The following is an 18,368-nucleotide window of genomic DNA, read 5'->3' as shown; positions in this document are numbered from 1 at the left end:
CCCTTTCGTGAACTTCATCTTATCGGGATTGATAGAAAGTTCCAGCGCAGATTTATATTCGCTACTGAAATTCTCGTCCGTATAGGCTGTGATGGTCATCTGTCCCATTTCACTTTTTCTTTATGCATTACTAACGCTCATTTTTCTTTCTCTGCCACTGCCGGGAACCGGGTCGGATGCTATCTTCTGCATCCAACCTGTCCCTTACGCGATTTTCAATCTTTCGGATAAGCTCTTCCGAAACTTCCACCTCCGTGACGATTCGTTTTTCTACAACCGTCCTGATATGCATTTCTTTTATAACAACAGGCATAATTTCTACAGTTTACGTTCTAACCGATTACAATTCAGAGTGACAGTTTCCATTGCAAGTCCACTTCTTGCGGCATCCAATCCACTGAGTGAGCATCCTATCGGATAACAGTGCGAACACAGCCAAGCTGCAACCGGAACATTGGCCTGACTTTGTAGTGTAATGACCATATCCAGGGCAATAATCTGATCTTTGGCATTTTTCATGTTCAAACTGTTACAACAGTCATTCACCCAGATTTCAAACGGTGCAGCCAAAGGCACAAGCGGTGATTTCAAAGTTATTTTGCCATATTTGATTGCTTTAGGCAATTCTTGGGCAGTATTCTCCGATCCCGTCTGTGTCTGTTTTTCATAGTTCCACCCTAAACCGCTGACTTCCGTAAACGAGGCGTAAAACAGTGAGACAAGTCTCTCCATAAAACACACCCGAAAGTAAAACTCATAGGGTGGCAGAAATTTCCATGCAAGGTTCTCAATCATAATCTATAAAAATCATTCACTAATCTGTATTCCTTCGTGTGCCAGAATCAATGTTTCCATAGCTACTGAGTTACCATCGGCCTTGAAGCCTTCCACCGTAATCTTCTTCGGCCAGGCATTTGTCAACGACCAGGTTTTTACGGCTGAATGTGACTCATCCAGCAAACTGATGGTTACGTTTTCGCGTTGGATGATATTCATGTTCACATTACCAATCCATTTCCATAGTTGGGAATCAGAAACGAATATACCTTTTTTCAAAGTGATGTCACTCACTTTCTTCAGCCCGGGCATCTTCAATTTTGTGAAATCATTGCTGTCACCGGCGCGATAGGTGATTTCCTCGAATTCGGTTTCAAGCCCCGACACTTCACTGAAAGATATTTCACCCACACTTCCCAATGTCACTTTGAAATGAAAACTCGGTAACGGCCACATCTTAGTGTCCTGACTCTGTGCTGATCCATTATCTGCCATAATATTCTAATTTTTAATTGTTAATTTTTAATTATTCTCAGCTCTTCTGCGCCTGCTGTTGGAAAGTGATTTCGATAAACTCTGCCGGACGAGTAACAGCTACCAATACCGTGATGCGCATAGTTCCTTCCAGTATATCATCATTTGTCATGGTATCACCCAGACCGACATGCACTTCGTAAGCTTCTTCAGGTGTTGAACCCGCAAGTCCACCACGTTTCCACACACTGCGCAGGAAATTCTCAATCATGCACTTCATGTTGATCCATGTATTGGCATCGTTCGGTTCGAATACATAGGCACGAGCGGCATTCTTAACCGATTGTTCCAGAAAAATCATCGTGCGACGAACGTTGATGTAACGCCAGTCTTGCGAATTGCCGTCCAATGTACGGGCACCCCATACCTTGATACCTTCGCCGGGGAAAGTGCGGATGGCATTGATAGCCTTTCCGCTCATTGGCATATTCAATACTTCCTGGTCTTTGTCTGTAACAGGGACAGCGGGCTTGTTCACGTAGCTAACGGATACATTGGCGGGAGCTTTCCACACACCGCGTGTATTATCTATCATCGTATAGACACCGGCCATTACAGCCGAGGGAGGCAACAGGTTCAAATAGTCTTTCACTTTCTTCGCCAGCAATTTGTATTGCGGCCAATTCTGCAACAGGGCATTATGAAGATCTGTCTTAACTTGTTGAATATCGCCCGCTTTCAATACCTTACCGGTAGCATCCTTCTCTGTGCTTATCATAGTAAAGCACTTTTTGATATACTCATCCACCTTCGAATCGCCACTAAAGGTCATTGAAGTGGTATCTACATTATAGGTCCAGACCAGCACCCTTCCATCAATGTCAGTGTCCGATAATACCGAAGTTTCGAGCCAAGGATAATAAGCTGCCGCATATTGCAGGTTTGTAGTACCTATGCCTGCTCCAAACGAGTCTGAAATTTCCTCTGTCTTAGCACCCGCTCCCATTGGCACATCCAGCAAAGCAAAATATTTTTGCTTATCGGCCAATTCCTTTAACAAATCAGTATAGACATTCATACAGTTGGCTGAGTTTACCGCTTCCGGCACTACCACCATTGTGATGTCCTGTTCTTTTTTGATATTGGCAAACACAGTGTCCTTATTAGCCGAATACGACTCATAAAAATCAGCGTTATATCCACCCAATGAAACTACATAGCACGTTCCGCCGCCATTGGCGAAAAACAGCACCATGTGATAATACAAGGTATAAATATGTTCCGGCGCTTTGCATTTCAAAGCCATTTTCTTTTCATTATCAGGAAAACAAAACAAATATTTATCCTCGTCATCATCCTTAATCTCTTCAGAAGAAAGCATGAACTGAGGTGTGGGTGCACCTCCGAAATACGTGTTGTACTCCGTCATTGATGAAATCCGCACCGGCTTGTTCAGCAAAGACGAGGTTCCATCCTGAGCTGTCCCGGTAAGGCCGATAAAGACCGGAATAGCGGTTTCAACTTCCACTATGGAATTACCGAAGGCATTCTTCTCTTTGATGTAAACACCGGGGGTCTTATATTCTCCCATGATTCTTATAATTTAAGTTCAACAATCGGTTATCAACTCTTTTGTGCCTGCTGCTGGAATGTAATCTCAATGAATTCGGCAGGATGGGTAACAGCTACGAGAACTGTAATACGCATGATACCGTCCAATATATCTTCAGCAGTCATGGTGTCGCCCAAGCCTATATGCACCTCAAAGGCATCTTCAGGAGTCGCGCCTGCCAGTCCGCCACGTTTCCACACACTACGCAGAAAATTCTCAATCATGCACTTCATGTTAATCCATGTACCGGCAGCATTCGGCTCAAATACATAAGCGCGGGCAGCATTCTTTATCGATTCTTCCAGGAATAGCAGGGTGCGGCGTACATTCACATACCTCCAATCCAAGGAATTTCCATCCAGTGTACGTGCTCCCCACACCTTTATACCCTCGCCACGAAACAGGCGTATCACATTGACGGCCTTTCCATGAGCAGGGGCATTCAAATCGGCCTGCTGATCGTCGTCGATGTCTTCTACCAGACTGTCCACATAGCTCAACGTTACGTTGGCAGGGGCTTTCCATACACCGCGACTATTATCTACCATAGTGTAAATTCCTGCCATAGCTGCAGACGGGGGAAGCAGGTTCAATTTTTTCAGCACACCTTTTATAGCCTGCTTATAAACGGATGAACCGTTGTACAACGCTTGATGGAAGGCCTGTTTATTTGCAATATTGTCAGTGGAAGGAACCCAAACAACCTCTATTCTTTTACTTATCACCTCTGTTTCCCCCTCTTTAGTGATATCATCCACCGTCATTACACCAATTATTTTTCCTTCCTTATTTGCAATATTCCCTGCCACAACATCAGCAAATTCAAAAGTATGATTATTCACTTTCTTTACTGCATCTTTTTCAAGCTCAAACACGTCTGTCCTTTCACAGAAAGCCGTCACTATGCCGGAAAAAGCGGGATCAATATCGGAGAGTTTGTTTCGGTTAGCATAAATATTATCAGTCCATACAAACACATCGCCCGTCAAGTCCCGATCTCCCACTACCGAAGTATTCAACCAAGGGAAATAGGCTGCGCCATAAGACAAAAAATTGGAACCGATATTAGTACAAAAGATAGTTACTTGGTCTTCTATGTTTGTATTTTCATCTGCCTTCGGATAAATATCAAGCAGCGCGAAACGGTTTTTCATTCTGTCACCACAATGAGAAAGCATCTGTTGCTGTATATCCCTAAACTCTTCATTACTATTCAGATTTACAGCTTCAGGTATGACCACCAGCGTAATCTCCTGCTCAAGGGTCAGCTTTTCCAATCCAGTGAGCATAGCATTTTTGTTCAAAGCATCCTCATAACTGCCAACTGAAACAATGTAGCAGGTACTACCACCATTAGCAAAAAACAGCAGCATGTTGTAGTATAATGTATAACAGTTTTTTCCTTCAATACAGAGTGAGCCATCCTTTATATCTACCTCGAACTTCAAGTCAGGCCCCCCACCGAAATACTGTATATACTCCGTCATCGATGAAATTTTCCACGGCACATTCTTCAGGTCATTATTCCCGTTCACGGCCTGCTTGGTATAGCCGATAAAAGCCGGAATAGCGGTTGGCGCTTCCACCACTGAGTTCGGAAAGGCGTTCTTCTCTATGATATAAACGCCGGGAGTTTTCATGCTTCCCATAATTATCAGTTTTAAAATTTATAATTATTGTTCTTTAATATAGCATACTTCTCTTAGGGTATGCGGAGAATCCGACTGGAATTTCCCTATTTGCGGCGGTGAAATGAACCGGCTTTCCAACATCCTGCCAATATAAAGTTGCATCGGCATGTCATACCGCTCCTTCGCTTTGATCCGTCCTGTAGAAACAAGTCTCCAAACATTGGTTCCCAAGCTTGTTTTCTCATACTTTTCCGGCGCTCCGAAAGCCACTACATTTTCGCGAGTTCGCAGTCTGAGATCCTTTCCCCGCATATCATTCTCATCCTTGAATACACACAGATACTCCCAATAATACGCACAGGAACAAAATCGGATAGTAAATTTCGGACAACAGATTTCCTGTAACTGCCTTATTTCTTGTTTTATGGCTGCGAATTGTACATTGTTTTCTTCCCGTATCTCTTCTTTTCCCAATTGCTCTACTTTCATATAGAGCATTCGCAACTTCTCCGATGCCGTTTCTACCGGTTTCAAAACAATCCGGCAAAACTCATTTTTCAACTTCTGCCCGTTCGTATCCTTTCTCCATACAAAGTCGGCATTCACTTCCACCAATCCGTTTTCCGCGTTGAATTTGTAAAAACTGTCGGGGTCATATCCGTCACTCTCTATCTGTTGCAGAAAACAAGGGTCCTTCACAATCATAGATAACTCCAGTACATCCTTATCTGCAAATCCCGATGCATCATCGGCCATGATCCATTGCCACTCATTTCCACGACTTTGTCTCAACATCACTCCCCGCTGTCTCATCAACTTTTTGGTTTCGGGTGTCGGCTCTAATCCCACAAAGCTGTTTTCGGGCGGATTGTAATAATTGTGTTCGATACGTATGGCAGCTATGGCTATATATTGGCTCATTTGTTTTTTCTCCTTTCTATTTTGTTACGCTGACCGATGGTTCACGGGCAATACCACCACTGCTGACGGCTTCCTCCGCATCCACCGCAAGCCTGCGCAGCTTGCACATCACCGACGGATAATATTGTCCGCCCAGCGTGGTCCAGATATTATTAATGTCCTGTACCGAAAGTGTGACGATCTCTACCGTATATTTCTGCCCATCCAGTTCAAAATAGGGATGCGACTGAATAAAAAGTAACGATTCGTACAATACGGAAAGCGACTCGGCGTATCGTTTCTCGTCATATACAGCAGCAAGCATCAAGTCGAGGTTCAGCAATAACGGCGCAAACGTCCGCATATAGTCCGAACTGTTACGACTGATGCCTGCCGAGATGCCTCCTGCCGTTTCACGCTCAATATTGACAAGTGAAACAATCAGTTTGCAAGGCTTTTCGCTCGCACCACTACCAATGATTCCCACCTCTGCCATACCTTCGGGCTGCTGGAACTTGTGGTGCAAGTACTCATCCAGAGAAGCTGCATAATATGTAAGAATTCGCCTTATCATTATTCTTCGAAATAGAGGTTATTGATACGGTTGCACCAACCACGTCTGTATTTCTCGTTCGTCGGGCGGCTCTTGCAGATACGGTCAATGTAATCCAAGCGTTCCTGTCTTATCTTGTCAAAGAGTTCGTGCTGTGAAGGATAGTTATTGACAGCGGCAAGGGTATTTTTTCCCACAATACCGTCGGCTGTAACTCCAAGCAGTTTTTGTGGTATCTTGATACCATAGTTTCCTGAAGCCCATACCCAGTCTACCAAAATATTGGCAACAGATTGGCTTTTTATCTGATCGGCTTTCCACTTATCCCAATACAAGCTCTTCAAGATATCGATCCACTCATTATTCGATAGATGTTTCAAATCGTCTACTGTAGGTTCGGAAAGTCCTTTCCGTTTGCGATATACCTTGTAGGTTGCTATAGTAACACCCATGTTGGTTGCTCCTCCCAAGTCGTCGGGATCGTCTACGAAGCCACCCTCCCACCTCTGGATGAATGGTGCTAATTTCTTGACATCTGCCATAATGCTTTCTTTTTAAGTTTCCATAATAACATAACAAAAAGGTATTAATTAATAATAGCAATTATCTGCTCTTCAAAAATAGGGGGAAAAAAGGCAATATACATTTCGAATTCAGTATTTTGATTTACAATTTGCGCAACAAACTACCTATCAATATGTTAAATCAAAAGAGAGACCATAATTCAAGCTGTTTTTTTACGTTTTAGTGTTAATTTTGACGAAATAGCAAGTGTATATAGTACCCCGATATAGAAAAAAACGGTGAGATATAGTCCATCAAACCATATTCCCACCGTTCATTTTTATAATCACGATATTTTTATCGCATATTCATCGCATTAGCTCCCAAAGCTCCTAATATAGCCGAAGCCACTGCTATTACAATTTTCAGAATCTTATTCAAAACCGCTTTTTTCATGTTAATTACTTTGTGCTTTAATAATAAATGGACTGCGCAGCCCCAACTCTCAATTCTCCACTTACCCAAGTGGATTCTCATCGAGGCCTCCGTCACCACCGGCATTTCCTCCGTTACCATCACCGGAACCTTCATTTCCATCAGTAGCAGTTCCACCCGTCCACTTTTCAAATTCCACACCTTGCCACAATGCACGCGTGGTTCCCAATGCCGCCGGACGTGTATATTCAGGAGTAAACATGAAGTGCAAGGATGTTACCTGATTCGGATTCACATCCTTCTCTTTATCCACCCCCTTGCCCCGTGTCCGCGCGATCACCGTAAATGTCCCCAAACCATCCAAACGAACCGTACGGCTATTCAGCAACTGCATCCGCATCACCGACATCAAGTTCCTGATTACGTTGTGTACATCACCCGGCGTTGCCGAGCACTTCTCAGCTACCATCTCTCCCAACTGTTGTAAACTTACAGCTCTTCCTACTTTCTTCAATGTTAGGTGCCACTGCTTAACCCCATCTTTCGTTTTCAACTGCGATTGTCTCGCATAATACAATAAAGGCATAATCTTCCTCCTTTTACATTTTAGTTCAACTTCGTTTTACGTATTCTTGTGTTGGCCAACGATGCAAAGGTGAGGATATATTCAGGAATAGCCAAAGAAAACTGGATAACCAGGACGGTTATTTCAGAGTTTATCATAAAGCGCTATGGGTAAAGTATTTATCTACAATAAGCACAGAGTAATCCATTCATCAAACAGCTTACATTTGCTACGAATAGAAGTTAAGCCGATCTCCGAAGCAAGGCAAGCCCCATATACCACTTTGTTGTAACCCGCAATCGCCTTCATCAAACGTACAGATGGAGCAGTAGCCGGACCATTATTTATTTCTTCCGGTGTATCAGCCGATTTCACAGCCTCTTCTAATTCACTAAATTGCAGTTCATCGGAAGTGAAATTATTCTTAAATACAGAAATATCACTAAAAAGCAGTCCTTCAAATTCGTGTAACTGAATATATGGTATAAAACGATCTCTTAATTCTTCCGGCATATCATTCTTCATCCGGCAGAACAAGCACTTCATTTTATCATAGACATTCTCTATTTGTTTCGCTTCCTCCCAGCCAGGAAACAAATAAGAATCCCTGATTCTATAATAATCAATAAGCATGGAAACTGACACCTCTCCTTCGTGCAAATGATTAATCAATTGTCTTTTCAAAGTAGCCCAAGGCACAATGCCACCATTAGAATGTTTAATTGTGGGGTATTCTATATAGATATTCTTTTCTCGAAAATAGGACGCCAGCACATCCTTGCAAAATTCCTGCTCCGTCTCACCTTCACATACTATAATGAGTCTGTTCATTCAGGTTGCCCTCCTTTCACGATATTCTGCTTCCACAAATCGCCCAAAGTATAATCTTCCAGCCAATGATTCAGGTCTTCACTATTGAGACGAACCATCTGAGTAGCTCCTTCAACCTGATTAACTGTAATCACTTCTTCAGGTTCAAAATGACAGAGCAGGTCAGTGCTTTGTGTAGCCACAATAATTTGTGTACCTTTTGAAGCTGCGACATGCATCATACCTGCCAATTTTTGTATCGCCACGGGATGCAATCCCAACTCGGGTTCATCTATAATGATAACTTTGGGAGGAGTAGGTTGCAAAAACAATGTTGCCAGAGCTATAAAGCGAATGGTACCATCCGAAAAGTCAGTGGGTCCATACACCATTGAACTATACTTATCTCTCCATTGCAGACGCAACGTATTGGCGGCTGTCGGATGAAAATAAAAATCGGAAAAATAAGGAGCGATACTTTGAATCACTTTCACGATACGATTGTACACAATTGGAGTTTCCTCGTGAATGGCATAAAGGAAAGCTGCCAAATTATCTCCTTTTTCATACAGATAATAACGGTCATTCTGTATATGGCTTTCTTTTGTAAACGGAGAGGTCTTGCCGGTATCATGGAAATGATATTTCTTTATTTCTGTCAGATAGTTATTGATATAGTCTCCACGCTTCAGCCCTTTGTATTGTTTGATGCCTGCTTCATTGGTATAGTTGGCTATATCATTATAATATATCATACTTCCAGCAGCATAGCCCAATTTTTCATGAGCCACCACAAATCTGCCGTCTCCTTCTTTCAACTGAATTTGATAACGGTTAGTTTTCCAAAACACTTCTGCCTGAATAACATCTGTTACTTTGCTCCCTTTATGAAAGAACTTGTCCACCCCACCGTTCAACGCTACATATTCAGTCATCTTCTGTTCGTATATTTTATTCAAGAACTCAAAAAACGACAAGAAATTACTCTTACCGGAACCATTAGAACCAATAAGTATATTAATTTGCCCCAATTCAAGTGTTATGTCTTGAAAGGATTTATACCCTTTTATACAAACTTTCTCCATTCGGCTTACATCTACATTTTTAGCAAAGGACGAAAAAAAAATGGAACGAGCAAGATTTATTGCCATATTATTAAAAGTACCGATAGTCATCGGCAACAAATACATACAGCTACTAATGTATTCTATGCTTCCTTTAATTGTAAGCATCCGTTTTATATTTATTTTATGTCACAACTAAATAAAACAACCGGAACCACTCCTTATTACGGAGTAATCCCGGCTGCTGCCTAAAACAAAATAACCTCTGTTACCTGTCGTTTCTTTTAATGTATTCTCTTACGTACCATTATTGGTGCTCCAAGTTCTTCCCTCTTCAGTACTTCCAAGAATCCACTCTGTTCCAATTCAAAAAGAGCGGGATATACCCGTAACTTTTCAGCACCGGAATTTTGAATGATTTCCTCAACGGAAACACCTTTAGGAAAAGAAGTAATATAATCAATGATTCGCTGGGTATCAATAATCTTATAATTTATATCCATTATTATTCCCTAATAAATTATATTCGCATTTCTATATTCTCATGATCATCAATTATTCAGGAACACAATAAAGCATATCTGAATAATCAAATAACCATTCCGCCTCTTTTAACCTAGGGTGTGTTTTGTCTTTTTCACTTAGTAGCATTTTATCTTTAGGAATATGCCAGTCAATGCCTAAATCCGGATCATCCCAAGCAATAGCACCTTCATATTGAGGAGCATAAAGATTATCACATTTATACTGAAAAATAACTTCTTCACTCAAAACGCTAAAGCCATGAGCAAAACCACGAGGAATGAAAAATTGACGGTGATTATCCTCTGTAAGTTCTATGGAAACATGCTGACCGAAAGTTGGAGAACCGATTCTGATATCTACTGCTACATCCAATACAGCCCCTTTCACAACACGCACCAATTTGCTTTGGGCAAAAGGTGGCTTCTGGAAATGCAAACCACGTAGTACACCATAAGAAGATTTACTTTCATTATCTTGCACAAACGTAGTTTTACAAACTTTCTCTTCAAATTCTTTTTGATTGAAGGATTCAAAAAAATAGCCACGAGAATCACTGTGTATTTGTGGTTCAATAATCGCAATCTGATCTATGTTAGCCTTTATTATATTCATATAAAACGATTTTACTGTAGTAACAACTCTTTTTACCCCGTTAGATTACAATCTTTTTCAAAGCTTTGACCATATAATAAATAAAATAATAAGTAGCCTTATAAATAGGTAACTGCTCTTCATTTCTCAAAATACTCCACTGCCATAACATTGTTTTCAACTTATTTGAAGATATAGAATGACCTCCTACACGATAAAGAGCAGCCACAGTATCTGTATTTCGAGCTTGATACCCCTTTTTTAATATGGAAAGCCACATTATATAATCCTCATGTCCCATATTCTTAAAGAAAACTTTACCTACTTTAACTGTATCGTACATAGCAGTCAAACATCCAATACAATTCCCTTTGAGAAGCAAAAGATAATCCACAATTGACGGAGCTATAATTTTACGCCCATAGCGTTTACTATCCCACCCAATCTTTTCGTAATTCGAAAAAACAATTGCTATTTCAGGTTGAACAAGAACTTTCAATTGGTCTTCTAACTTATTAGGTAGCCATATATCATCACTATCCAGAAAAGCAATATACCTTCCTTTAGCTTCATTTATCCCCAAATTACGCGGAAATGCTGGCGAACCCGAACACTTATCCGTTTTCAAATATCTAATGCGAGAATCATTTCTCAGATAATTCTTTACTATTGTAGAAGATTTATCTGTAGAACAATCATCCACAATCAACAATTCCCAATCAAAATAGGTTTGAGAAATAACAGAGTCTATTGCTTCATCTATAAACCTTTCTGCATTATACACAGGCATAATGATAGAAACGTTTTGCCGTACATTCCCATTTCTCATTTAAAAAGATAATGTTTTAATCTCCCAAAAGCCTTAAATGAACGCCTCAAATCAGAAGGATTAACCAACCCAACCCTCAAACGATAAAATATATAGCTAAAACGTAAGTAATATTTTTTGCGCGCCATATTACAAAATGCAACCATTTCATCAGCAGAAAGCTCTGGTAGAGACAGAAGTGTATTATGCGTACCGTCAGGTAAGCAATACTTTGCATAATTAGTTTCAATATAGCCATTAGATTTTGCCCATTCATAAGCTTCTGTGCCAGGATATGGAATAAGGGGGAAAAATTGTGCAGTATCAGTATTCAGTTTTAATGCCAACCTCAATGTCTCATTCATTGTTTCTTTTGTTTCACCATTATTACCTACCATATAACAAGCATGTATCAAAAGCCCAGCTTTTTTAGCATTAGATACATAGCTGTAAAATTGTTCAACCTTAGTACCTTTCTTTATATTATCAAGGATTTGCTGACTTCCACTCTCAATACCAGGTATAATCAAGCGACATCCCGCTTTCTTCATAGCCTTCATTGTCTCATAATCTAGATCAACACGAGCATTACATAACCATTTCAGACGTTTATTTACCCCTTTTTCTACCAGCAAACGACAAATTTCCATCACTCGTTTTTTATTAGCTGTAAAGGTGTCATCCTCAATAACCACCTCTTTTACATCTTGGAAATTATTAGCTATATATTCAAATTCCCCGACAACATTTTCAGCTGAACGAGACCGAAAAGCATGTCCATGCATAGTTTGCGGATAAACACAAAAATTACAGCGGAAAGGGCAGCCACGGCCCGTAAATATTTGTATAGAAGGATAGGTTGCCGCAGCAAAAAAATAATCCTTTTCATTCAAATACTCTTTAATAAACTTTGCTGCATAAGGAAGGTCATCCAAATTTTTCATTGGAGGCATTATTGCGGTTCGAACATACCCGTTATCCGATCGCAAACACAATCCTCTAACTGTATAGATATTCTCACCTTTCTCAAGAGCATCAGCCAAATCCTTTATTATACAGTCATATTCGCCTATCGCAATCGCATCAACTGCAGAGGAATAACTAAGTGTTTCTTCTGCACAAGCTGTAGGATGAGTTCCTACCAACGTTATAAACGATTTAGGATACAGTTGCTTTATTTTCTTTGCAAAATCCACATCACTTTTTATAGAAGGTGTGCTTGTATCAAGTACGAACAAAGAATGTTCATTTTCATTTCTTTGGATAATCTCTAAAGATTGCTCTTCATTCAACTGTTTAGCAGGAGCATCTAAGAAATGTATTTTGTGACCATTCTTCTCTGAATATAATGCAGCATAAATTAACCATAAAGGATAATATAAAGCTCCACTTTTAGTAATTGCCGGACTACGAGATTCTCTAGAAAATTTCCCAAATTCAGCCTTGAATGGGGGATTGATGAAATAAATTTCCATGTCTATTGTTTTTTTTTATTATACTTCTAATTAATAAATGATACACAAGATATAAGCGGTAATTTATCCTATATAATAGTTTATGAGTACTTTTACCACCTGCAAAAGACACTGTGTTTTCATGTCTTCGATATAATTGTAGCACTTTGGGGTAATAGCCACATTTAAAATGCAACTGGCTATAAAGAGCTATCCATAAATCATGGGCTGCAGCTTTTTTAGGAAAAGGTAATGTAGCCAAGAGAATCTCACGTCTGAATGCAATACAACACCCAAGCCAAAGATCTTTAACTAGATTTCCCCAAACTGACTTATCAATAGGGGATTTATTTGTATAATATTCATTTTGGATAATATTCAAATTAATATCAGTTAATGCACAATTACATGTCACAACATCGTAATCTCCTTTAGTCAAAAATTGTGTTAATTCCTCAATCTTATTGGGGAGCCAAACATCATCTTGATCTGCAAGTAAAATGATATCTCCTTTTGAATGAATCAAAGCCATCTCAAAATTGTGTGTCACCCCTTTCCTCTGTTCATTATGAAAAAACTTAATCCTAGAATCTTGATAAGATTTTATAATATCCCTTGTCGAATCAGTAGAATTATCATCAGAAATTACCAATTCATCATATAGACTAAGTTGCGGTAGGATACTATCAATTTGTTCATTTAAGAAACGCTCCCCATTATAGGTAGCCATACATACTGAAATCATTTTGAGAATTATTATATTTAAATTTAATCAAAGTCACTAAAAACAATGCCCAATAAAGATTAGCATGCCAAAATTCTTTAACATTATATACTAACAACCAAATAAAAATTAGCCAACATAATTTTTTTATTATGCCATCTCTTGTTGAATTACATATTAATTTACAACATTTATATTGAAAATAATAAAATACAATTGTACCAACAAGTCCCCAATAAAATAAACTCCGCAAATAACCAACATCAGTCTGTTTATAAAACAATCCATCCACTGTAACAAACTGCCCATCCCCTAATAACCATGTTTTAAGATTGTCAGGAAATAAATACATCTCATATAACCTATTTGACGAACCTGTTTCAAAACTTTTCGATTCACTCATATTGATATACCATTCAAATGCCCAATTATATGTAGCACTATATTCACTATTTTCTAGAAGAGAGATACTTATAATTAATAAAAGAATAATCGAACATACTATTAATAATATATACATAAAAGAATAAATACCTTTTCGCTTATACAATAAATAAGAATAATAAAGGAAAGAGAGAAAAATCATAAGAAAAAATGTCCGGGCAGAGAGTATCCCCATGATAGAAATGAACGCTATCGAAAGCACATACAAAATTTTATGTTGATATAAAGTAGATTTATTAGAAAAGCCCAATGATATTGCAGAGAAAAGAGCAAGACCGTACATCACAGCCATATTGGCATATTGGAACTTGCATAAAGCTATCACTCGAAAAGCTGCTTGAACTTCCATGAAGTTTTCTTGCTCCATACCTGAACTTATATGACCTATAATATACTCCTGCAGATTTCTATCAAAATACATAAAGATTGATATTAACCCCTGCACAATAGTTACATATATAATCCATTCCAATAATACATAAAAAGAAAAAGACTTTGATGATTTTGAAATTAAATTAACTACAAGCATAGCAGAAAAAGGATATAAAAAAAAAGATAATATTTTTTTTATCAGTGATAAGTCATAAGCATTATTGTACACCCCTGTTGCAGACAATCCAATAATCATTACGAGAATAGCTATTCTCAGCATCTCATATATTTTTTTGTTCAAGTATCTTCCTACATAAAATATAAAGTATAAAATCCCACATAAATGGAGTAACTCACCTGTATCCAAAGGTAAAAAATTAAAGGCAATAGGATAGAGATAACAGAATAGAGCAATAAATGCTAACACAGAATATGATATCGCTTTAACCTTAATTATCATAACAATCTGCCTATCCACTCAACGAATACTTGCTCTCATATAGGCTAACTTATTTTTTATATACACAATCATTTTCGCTAGAGAACCAAAACCATGTAAAGCTAACCACATTGGAAGGCGATTATACAATGGCATCTGCTTGTATCGCCAAATATTAATGTTTGTTTCAGGAAAAGTAGATTTCCAACGTTTAATATCTTGTATGCCTGAATGAATGAAAAGTCCAGACTTTGCCCAAAATTTAATTTTATCAACCAAATACTTATAACGATCATTAAAATGGAATAACATCCATTGCTCAAGCAATTTTGCACATAAGATTTGTTCTTCGATATAATTCAATTTTGGTTTCATCGCCATTGAAAATAGGTTTTGCCTATTATAGTGATAGAAAGCGTAAGGTACAACAATTGTTTTCAAGGAAAGAACCCTTAATCTTAGAGTAATTCCTAAATCTTCTTGCATATTTATCCCCTCAAACCACCGAATATTATTAGCTATGTACAATGTCCTGCGTATTAGTTTATTCCATACTGCAGAATTCAATGTTGTAGGAATGGAAGCCAATAAGATCTCAGGAGTTTCATAAAGATACGAATATTCAACCCTTTTATGCCAATGATTATATTCCTCAAAGTAATTACAGCACACAATATCTGCATTTTGTTTAATCGCAATGTTATACATTGTTTCATACATTTCTGGTTCCACCCAGTCATCACTATCACAATGAATTATATATTCTCCCTTCGCAGCATCAACTCCCTCTTGACGAGTATAAGCAAGCCCACGATTTGGCTCATGAAATAATATTTTCACAAGCGGCTGTCTTTCCGGATATTCTTTCAAAATATTTTCCAGCATTGTAATACTATTATCCGGAGAACAATCATCAACGAAAATATATTCAATATCTTTCAATGACTGCTCTAACAAAGAACGTGCACAACGCTCAATATATTTTTCTACGTTGTAGACTGGAATAATAACACTAACTTTAGGATTATAACTAACAATATTATTCATTATAAAATCATTAAAACAATCGTTCTCTTGACCAATATATGTTCTCTTTCACAACCTTAGCAGGAATTCCAGCCGCTAAACAATTCTTTGGAACATCCTTTGTAATAACACTATTAGATGCTAAAATAGCGCCCTCTCCAATTGTAACACCTTTCATAACAGTAGTTTGAGGGGCTATCCAAACATGCTTTGCTATCCAAACCGTCTTTGCTTCATTAATCCGTTCGCGGTCGCTATTAAATATTGGATGTGAATCACTAGTCCTAATTATTATATTATTAGAAAGCATACAATCTTCACCTAAATTAATAGAAGAGCCATATTCTTGTGCACATAAATGTACTGTATGAGTAAATGTACAAGAATCACCCACAATGATCGTATTATTATCGCCTTCGATCCAAAAACTGCACTTCTTACCTATAACACAATTATTACCTATAATAACTTTATTATTTTTTCCACGAACATATATCTTCAAACCATAAATTCTACTTTTTATTCCTATTTTTATATAATTATTACACCCTCTAATATCTTTATCTATGGAAGAATACAAAGCATTATTCTCAATTGTATTATTAATTCGCCAAGTTAACCTTATAAATAGAGGAAATGCTAATAACCTCAAATAATAGACCATTTTAAATAAAAATGAATTTGATTTCACCAATTTATAAATTAAATTCATAATAAGAATAACTCACTACTAATCATATAAACATAAAATAACAAAAGAGCATTATTTAACATATACTTCTTGTATTAAAACTATTATTCAATGTTGATTTATTCAAAAATAATACTATTAGCAATCCTTTCTTCACGAGTGTACCAAACTATGTTCGTAGCTTCCTTCCTATAATCGAAATGTTCGTTCGGAATCATAAAATTCACACCATAATGAGCCTGCAAGTATTTGTCCGTTTCATCAGGTACATTCAATATCATGCCTTCAAATAGTATCTGAGACAGTCCTTTGTAAGGCACCGATATTTTTTTTACTTGCAACAGAGAAAGATTTTTGTTTTCACCCTCAAACGGAGAAAAGCTATTACAATATGCTCCATTTTCATCTTTATGAAAGAAAAAAACATCTATTGAAACACCTGCATATTCATAAGTTTGTTCAAAACCATCAACACCATCATCTCCGACTTTAAATTCCCTGATTAATTTAAAGCCAGCTTTTGTCAATACGTCATAAACCATCGTCGTATTCTGAAAGAATACACCAATATCCAAATCGTAGTCATGCTTTATAAAACCATGTTCCCTATATGCACCTAGCAACGTTCCGAATTCAAGCCAAAAAAGAATTCCATTAGAATCTAAAGCCTCCTTAAGCTTTTCCAACAAAAGCTTAGCATTTCGACGAAACACTCTTTTTTTCTGATTAAGTTTACATGCAACAAACATTCTGTAAATCGGACGAACCAATGCTTTAGCTAAAATATTACCACTATACCTAAAAGCCAAACGGTGAATTAAATTCATATAGTTAAATCAAATTATTCATTAAAAAAATATTCCATAAATTCCTTCTTAAGACCATGATTTCCATCTTGATGCCCATTAATTTCCCAATTATCATTACCTTCAATAAATACTGGTCCATTTTCTGTTATTGCAATGTCCCATCCTATTGAATGAATATCTAAAAAAAAAGGTATGGAATCTTATAGCCATTTCAATGGATTCTTTCAAGAATGGAATAATAAATGTACTAAAAACAATATGACTGTTAGGATGTTCTCTCGTTTTCAATCCATAATTTGGCTTATATATACCATATTCATCTAATCGACCTGTACTTATATCAAATCCAACAGCAATCCCACCTTGTGAAGTATTATCTACAATACTACCATTAGCGCCTATACGAAGAATAGGCGGTATAGTTTTAATCTCACCATCTTTTAGACTTCTTATTGTCACAAGTCTAATCGTATTGACAGACTTATCATACAATCTATCCATTTCATGATGCTGCACTACTTTATCTTGGCAAATAAAAGTAGCACTACTTACATCATTCCTAAAATGAACTAAAGATATTTCTATTCCATTTTCAAAAATCTTTCCGTTTCGGATCTGCAATGCGAATATTCCTTTTCCACATTCACCGTCTATAACTTTACAAAACATATCATAGTCACCGGATATTACAAAATCGTCTAATGACATTTCCATTTTCACATCTACCAGATAAACATGTCCGTTACGGATATAAGCAATAATATGAGGAGTGCTAACGCCCAATTTCTCAGCAATTAAACCGAAATAAAACTTATTTCGCAAAAGACATGTGCTATTATGAATAGACTTTAAATTCAATTCATCCCTGCGCTTCATGAACGGTGCATAATTTACATATTCACTTGCTTCCTTATCGCCTTTAACATCCAAACCATACATAAAATAATACTCGTTGGGAGCACCATCTTTTATTATATATTTTATTTGCTCAAAAAAAACACGACACTGTGGCTTACTTTTTTTCTCAGGAAAATAACTCACATGATTCCAATACTCTTTATGAGAAAAGAGTGTACATATACATTTGGGTTTTGTATATAAAGTCATGACTACCCAATTCAGTAATAATTCAATAAGTGAAAATAATCTACGTTTCATAA

21 protein-coding genes are annotated in these 18,368 nt (G+C 37.6%); all 21 read right to left on the bottom strand.

The annotated features are described in order from the left end of the window. Positions 1-318: 318 nt before the first annotated feature. Entirely contained in the window at positions 319-795 is a 477-nt protein-coding gene (locus BACCELL_RS13550) for a phage tail protein (protein ID WP_007212393.1), read from the bottom strand. 12 nt (positions 796-807) lie between these two features. Further along, positions 808-1,272: a phage tail protein gene (locus tag BACCELL_RS13545; protein ID WP_007212392.1), complete on the bottom strand. Its 465-nt coding sequence runs from the start codon at positions 1,270-1,272 to the stop codon at positions 808-810. A 37-nt stretch (positions 1,273-1,309) separates the two neighbouring features. Further along, the gene (locus tag BACCELL_RS13540; RefSeq protein ID WP_007212391.1) at positions 1,310-2,842 is read right to left on the bottom strand and encodes a phage tail sheath family protein; all 1,533 of its coding nucleotides are present in this window, start codon (positions 2,840-2,842) and stop codon (positions 1,310-1,312) included. Positions 2,843-2,874: 32 nt separating this feature from the next. Further along, positions 2,875-4,512, bottom strand: coding sequence for a phage tail sheath family protein (locus tag BACCELL_RS13535; protein ID WP_007212390.1), 1,638 nt, complete (start codon positions 4,510-4,512; stop codon positions 2,875-2,877). Positions 4,513-4,536: 24 nt separating this feature from the next. Continuing rightward, positions 4,537-5,415, bottom strand: a complete 879-nt coding sequence (locus BACCELL_RS13530; RefSeq protein ID WP_007212389.1) for a hypothetical protein — start codon at positions 5,413-5,415, stop codon at positions 4,537-4,539. Between the two features lie 16 nt (positions 5,416-5,431). Then, positions 5,432-5,968: a Pvc16 family protein gene (locus BACCELL_RS13525; RefSeq protein ID WP_007212388.1), complete on the bottom strand. Its 537-nt coding sequence runs from the start codon at positions 5,966-5,968 to the stop codon at positions 5,432-5,434. Then, a complete protein-coding gene (locus BACCELL_RS13520; RefSeq protein WP_007212387.1) occupies positions 5,968-6,489 on the bottom strand; it encodes a glycoside hydrolase family 108 protein in 522 nt (173 codons plus the stop codon). The genes BACCELL_RS13525 and BACCELL_RS13520 overlap by 1 nt, the downstream gene beginning before the upstream one ends. A gap of 319 nt (positions 6,490-6,808) precedes the next feature. After that, positions 6,809-6,907 (bottom strand): smalltalk protein, encoded by a 99-nt coding sequence (locus BACCELL_RS26530; RefSeq protein WP_149919918.1) that lies wholly within the window; start codon positions 6,905-6,907, stop codon positions 6,809-6,811. A gap of 61 nt (positions 6,908-6,968) precedes the next feature. Then, positions 6,969-7,472, bottom strand: a complete 504-nt coding sequence (locus BACCELL_RS13515) for an HU family DNA-binding protein (protein WP_007212385.1) — start codon at positions 7,470-7,472, stop codon at positions 6,969-6,971. A gap of 162 nt (positions 7,473-7,634) precedes the next feature. After that, positions 7,635-8,282, bottom strand: coding sequence for a DUF4276 family protein (locus BACCELL_RS13510; protein WP_007212384.1), 648 nt, complete (start codon positions 8,280-8,282; stop codon positions 7,635-7,637). After that, complete coding sequence (locus BACCELL_RS13505) at positions 8,279-9,493, bottom strand: AAA family ATPase (RefSeq protein WP_211211322.1); 1,215 nt, start codon at positions 9,491-9,493, stop codon at positions 8,279-8,281. The genes BACCELL_RS13510 and BACCELL_RS13505 overlap by 4 nt, the downstream gene beginning before the upstream one ends. 116 nt (positions 9,494-9,609) lie before the next feature. Then, a complete protein-coding gene (locus BACCELL_RS13500; protein ID WP_007212382.1) occupies positions 9,610-9,828 on the bottom strand; it encodes a hypothetical protein in 219 nt (72 codons plus the stop codon). 52 nt (positions 9,829-9,880) lie between these two features. After that, complete coding sequence (gene rfbC / locus BACCELL_RS13495; protein WP_007212381.1) at positions 9,881-10,462, bottom strand: dTDP-4-dehydrorhamnose 3,5-epimerase; 582 nt, start codon at positions 10,460-10,462, stop codon at positions 9,881-9,883. Between the two features lie 40 nt (positions 10,463-10,502). Further along, positions 10,503-11,270 (bottom strand): glycosyltransferase family 2 protein, encoded by a 768-nt coding sequence (locus tag BACCELL_RS13490; protein ID WP_007212380.1) that lies wholly within the window; start codon positions 11,268-11,270, stop codon positions 10,503-10,505. After that, positions 11,267-12,724 (bottom strand): B12-binding domain-containing radical SAM protein, encoded by a 1,458-nt coding sequence (locus BACCELL_RS13485; RefSeq protein ID WP_007212379.1) that lies wholly within the window; start codon positions 12,722-12,724, stop codon positions 11,267-11,269. Before BACCELL_RS13485 ends, BACCELL_RS13490 begins: the two co-directional genes overlap by 4 nt. Beyond that, positions 12,687-13,448, bottom strand: a complete 762-nt coding sequence (locus BACCELL_RS13480) for a glycosyltransferase (protein ID WP_044153873.1) — start codon at positions 13,446-13,448, stop codon at positions 12,687-12,689. The genes BACCELL_RS13485 and BACCELL_RS13480 overlap by 38 nt, the downstream gene beginning before the upstream one ends. Beyond that, positions 13,420-14,523 carry a hypothetical protein gene (locus tag BACCELL_RS13475; protein WP_149949298.1) on the bottom strand — a complete coding sequence of 368 codons (1,104 nt, stop codon included), beginning with the start codon at positions 14,521-14,523 and terminating at the stop codon, positions 13,420-13,422. Before BACCELL_RS13475 ends, BACCELL_RS13480 begins: the two co-directional genes overlap by 29 nt. 198 nt (positions 14,524-14,721) lie before the next feature. After that, a complete protein-coding gene (locus BACCELL_RS13470; RefSeq protein WP_007212376.1) occupies positions 14,722-15,729 on the bottom strand; it encodes a glycosyltransferase family 2 protein in 1,008 nt (335 codons plus the stop codon). A 10-nt stretch (positions 15,730-15,739) separates the two neighbouring features. Then, entirely contained in the window at positions 15,740-16,420 is a 681-nt protein-coding gene (locus BACCELL_RS13465; RefSeq protein WP_007212375.1) for an acyltransferase, read from the bottom strand. 98 nt (positions 16,421-16,518) lie between these two features. Next, on the bottom strand, positions 16,519-17,226 hold the full coding sequence (locus BACCELL_RS13460; protein WP_007212374.1) for a LicD family protein: 708 nt from the start codon (positions 17,224-17,226) through the stop codon (positions 16,519-16,521). 102 nt (positions 17,227-17,328) lie between these two features. Next, positions 17,329-18,366 (bottom strand): sugar-transfer associated ATP-grasp domain-containing protein, encoded by a 1,038-nt coding sequence (locus BACCELL_RS13455; protein ID WP_007212373.1) that lies wholly within the window; start codon positions 18,364-18,366, stop codon positions 17,329-17,331. Positions 18,367-18,368 lie beyond the last annotated feature (2 nt).

The sequence above is a fragment of the Bacteroides cellulosilyticus DSM 14838 genome (assembly GCF_000158035.1).
GTDB lineage: Bacteria > Bacteroidota > Bacteroidia > Bacteroidales > Bacteroidaceae > Bacteroides > Bacteroides cellulosilyticus.
This window is presented reverse-complemented; position numbering and strand designations above follow the sequence as displayed.

Coding starts and splice junctions, on each gene's coding strand:
- BACCELL_RS13550 (WP_007212393.1), bottom strand. CDS start 795: ATGATTGAGAACCTTGCATGGAAATTTCTGCCACCCTATGAGTTTTAC.
- BACCELL_RS13545 (WP_007212392.1), bottom strand. CDS start 1,272: ATGGCAGATAATGGATCAGCACAGAGTCAGGACACTAAGATGTGGCCG.
- BACCELL_RS13540 (WP_007212391.1), bottom strand. CDS start 2,842: ATGGGAGAATATAAGACCCCCGGTGTTTACATCAAAGAGAAGAATGCC.
- BACCELL_RS13535 (WP_007212390.1), bottom strand. CDS start 4,512: ATGGGAAGCATGAAAACTCCCGGCGTTTATATCATAGAGAAGAACGCC.
- BACCELL_RS13530 (WP_007212389.1), bottom strand. CDS start 5,415: ATGAGCCAATATATAGCCATAGCTGCCATACGTATCGAACACAATTAT.
- BACCELL_RS13525 (WP_007212388.1), bottom strand. CDS start 5,968: ATGATAAGGCGAATTCTTACATATTATGCAGCTTCTCTGGATGAGTAC.
- BACCELL_RS13520 (WP_007212387.1), bottom strand. CDS start 6,489: ATGGCAGATGTCAAGAAATTAGCACCATTCATCCAGAGGTGGGAGGGT.
- BACCELL_RS26530 (WP_149919918.1), bottom strand. CDS start 6,907: ATGAAAAAAGCGGTTTTGAATAAGATTCTGAAAATTGTAATAGCAGTG.
- BACCELL_RS13515 (WP_007212385.1), bottom strand. CDS start 7,472: ATGCCTTTATTGTATTATGCGAGACAATCGCAGTTGAAAACGAAAGAT.
- BACCELL_RS13510 (WP_007212384.1), bottom strand. CDS start 8,282: ATGAACAGACTCATTATAGTATGTGAAGGTGAGACGGAGCAGGAATTT.
- BACCELL_RS13505 (WP_211211322.1), bottom strand. CDS start 9,493: ATGCTTACAATTAAAGGAAGCATAGAATACATTAGTAGCTGTATGTAT.
- BACCELL_RS13500 (WP_007212382.1), bottom strand. CDS start 9,828: ATGGATATAAATTATAAGATTATTGATACCCAGCGAATCATTGATTAT.
- rfbC (WP_007212381.1), bottom strand. CDS start 10,462: ATGAATATAATAAAGGCTAACATAGATCAGATTGCGATTATTGAACCA.
- BACCELL_RS13490 (WP_007212380.1), bottom strand. CDS start 11,270: ATGAGAAATGGGAATGTACGGCAAAACGTTTCTATCATTATGCCTGTG.
- BACCELL_RS13485 (WP_007212379.1), bottom strand. CDS start 12,724: ATGGAAATTTATTTCATCAATCCCCCATTCAAGGCTGAATTTGGGAAA.
- BACCELL_RS13480 (WP_044153873.1), bottom strand. CDS start 13,448: ATGATTTCAGTATGTATGGCTACCTATAATGGGGAGCGTTTCTTAAAT.
- BACCELL_RS13475 (WP_149949298.1), bottom strand. CDS start 14,523: ATGCTGAGAATAGCTATTCTCGTAATGATTATTGGATTGTCTGCAACA.
- BACCELL_RS13470 (WP_007212376.1), bottom strand. CDS start 15,729: ATGAATAATATTGTTAGTTATAATCCTAAAGTTAGTGTTATTATTCCA.
- BACCELL_RS13465 (WP_007212375.1), bottom strand. CDS start 16,420: ATGAATTTAATTTATAAATTGGTGAAATCAAATTCATTTTTATTTAAA.
- BACCELL_RS13460 (WP_007212374.1), bottom strand. CDS start 17,226: ATGAATTTAATTCACCGTTTGGCTTTTAGGTATAGTGGTAATATTTTA.
- BACCELL_RS13455 (WP_007212373.1), bottom strand. CDS start 18,366: ATGAAACGTAGATTATTTTCACTTATTGAATTATTACTGAATTGGGTA.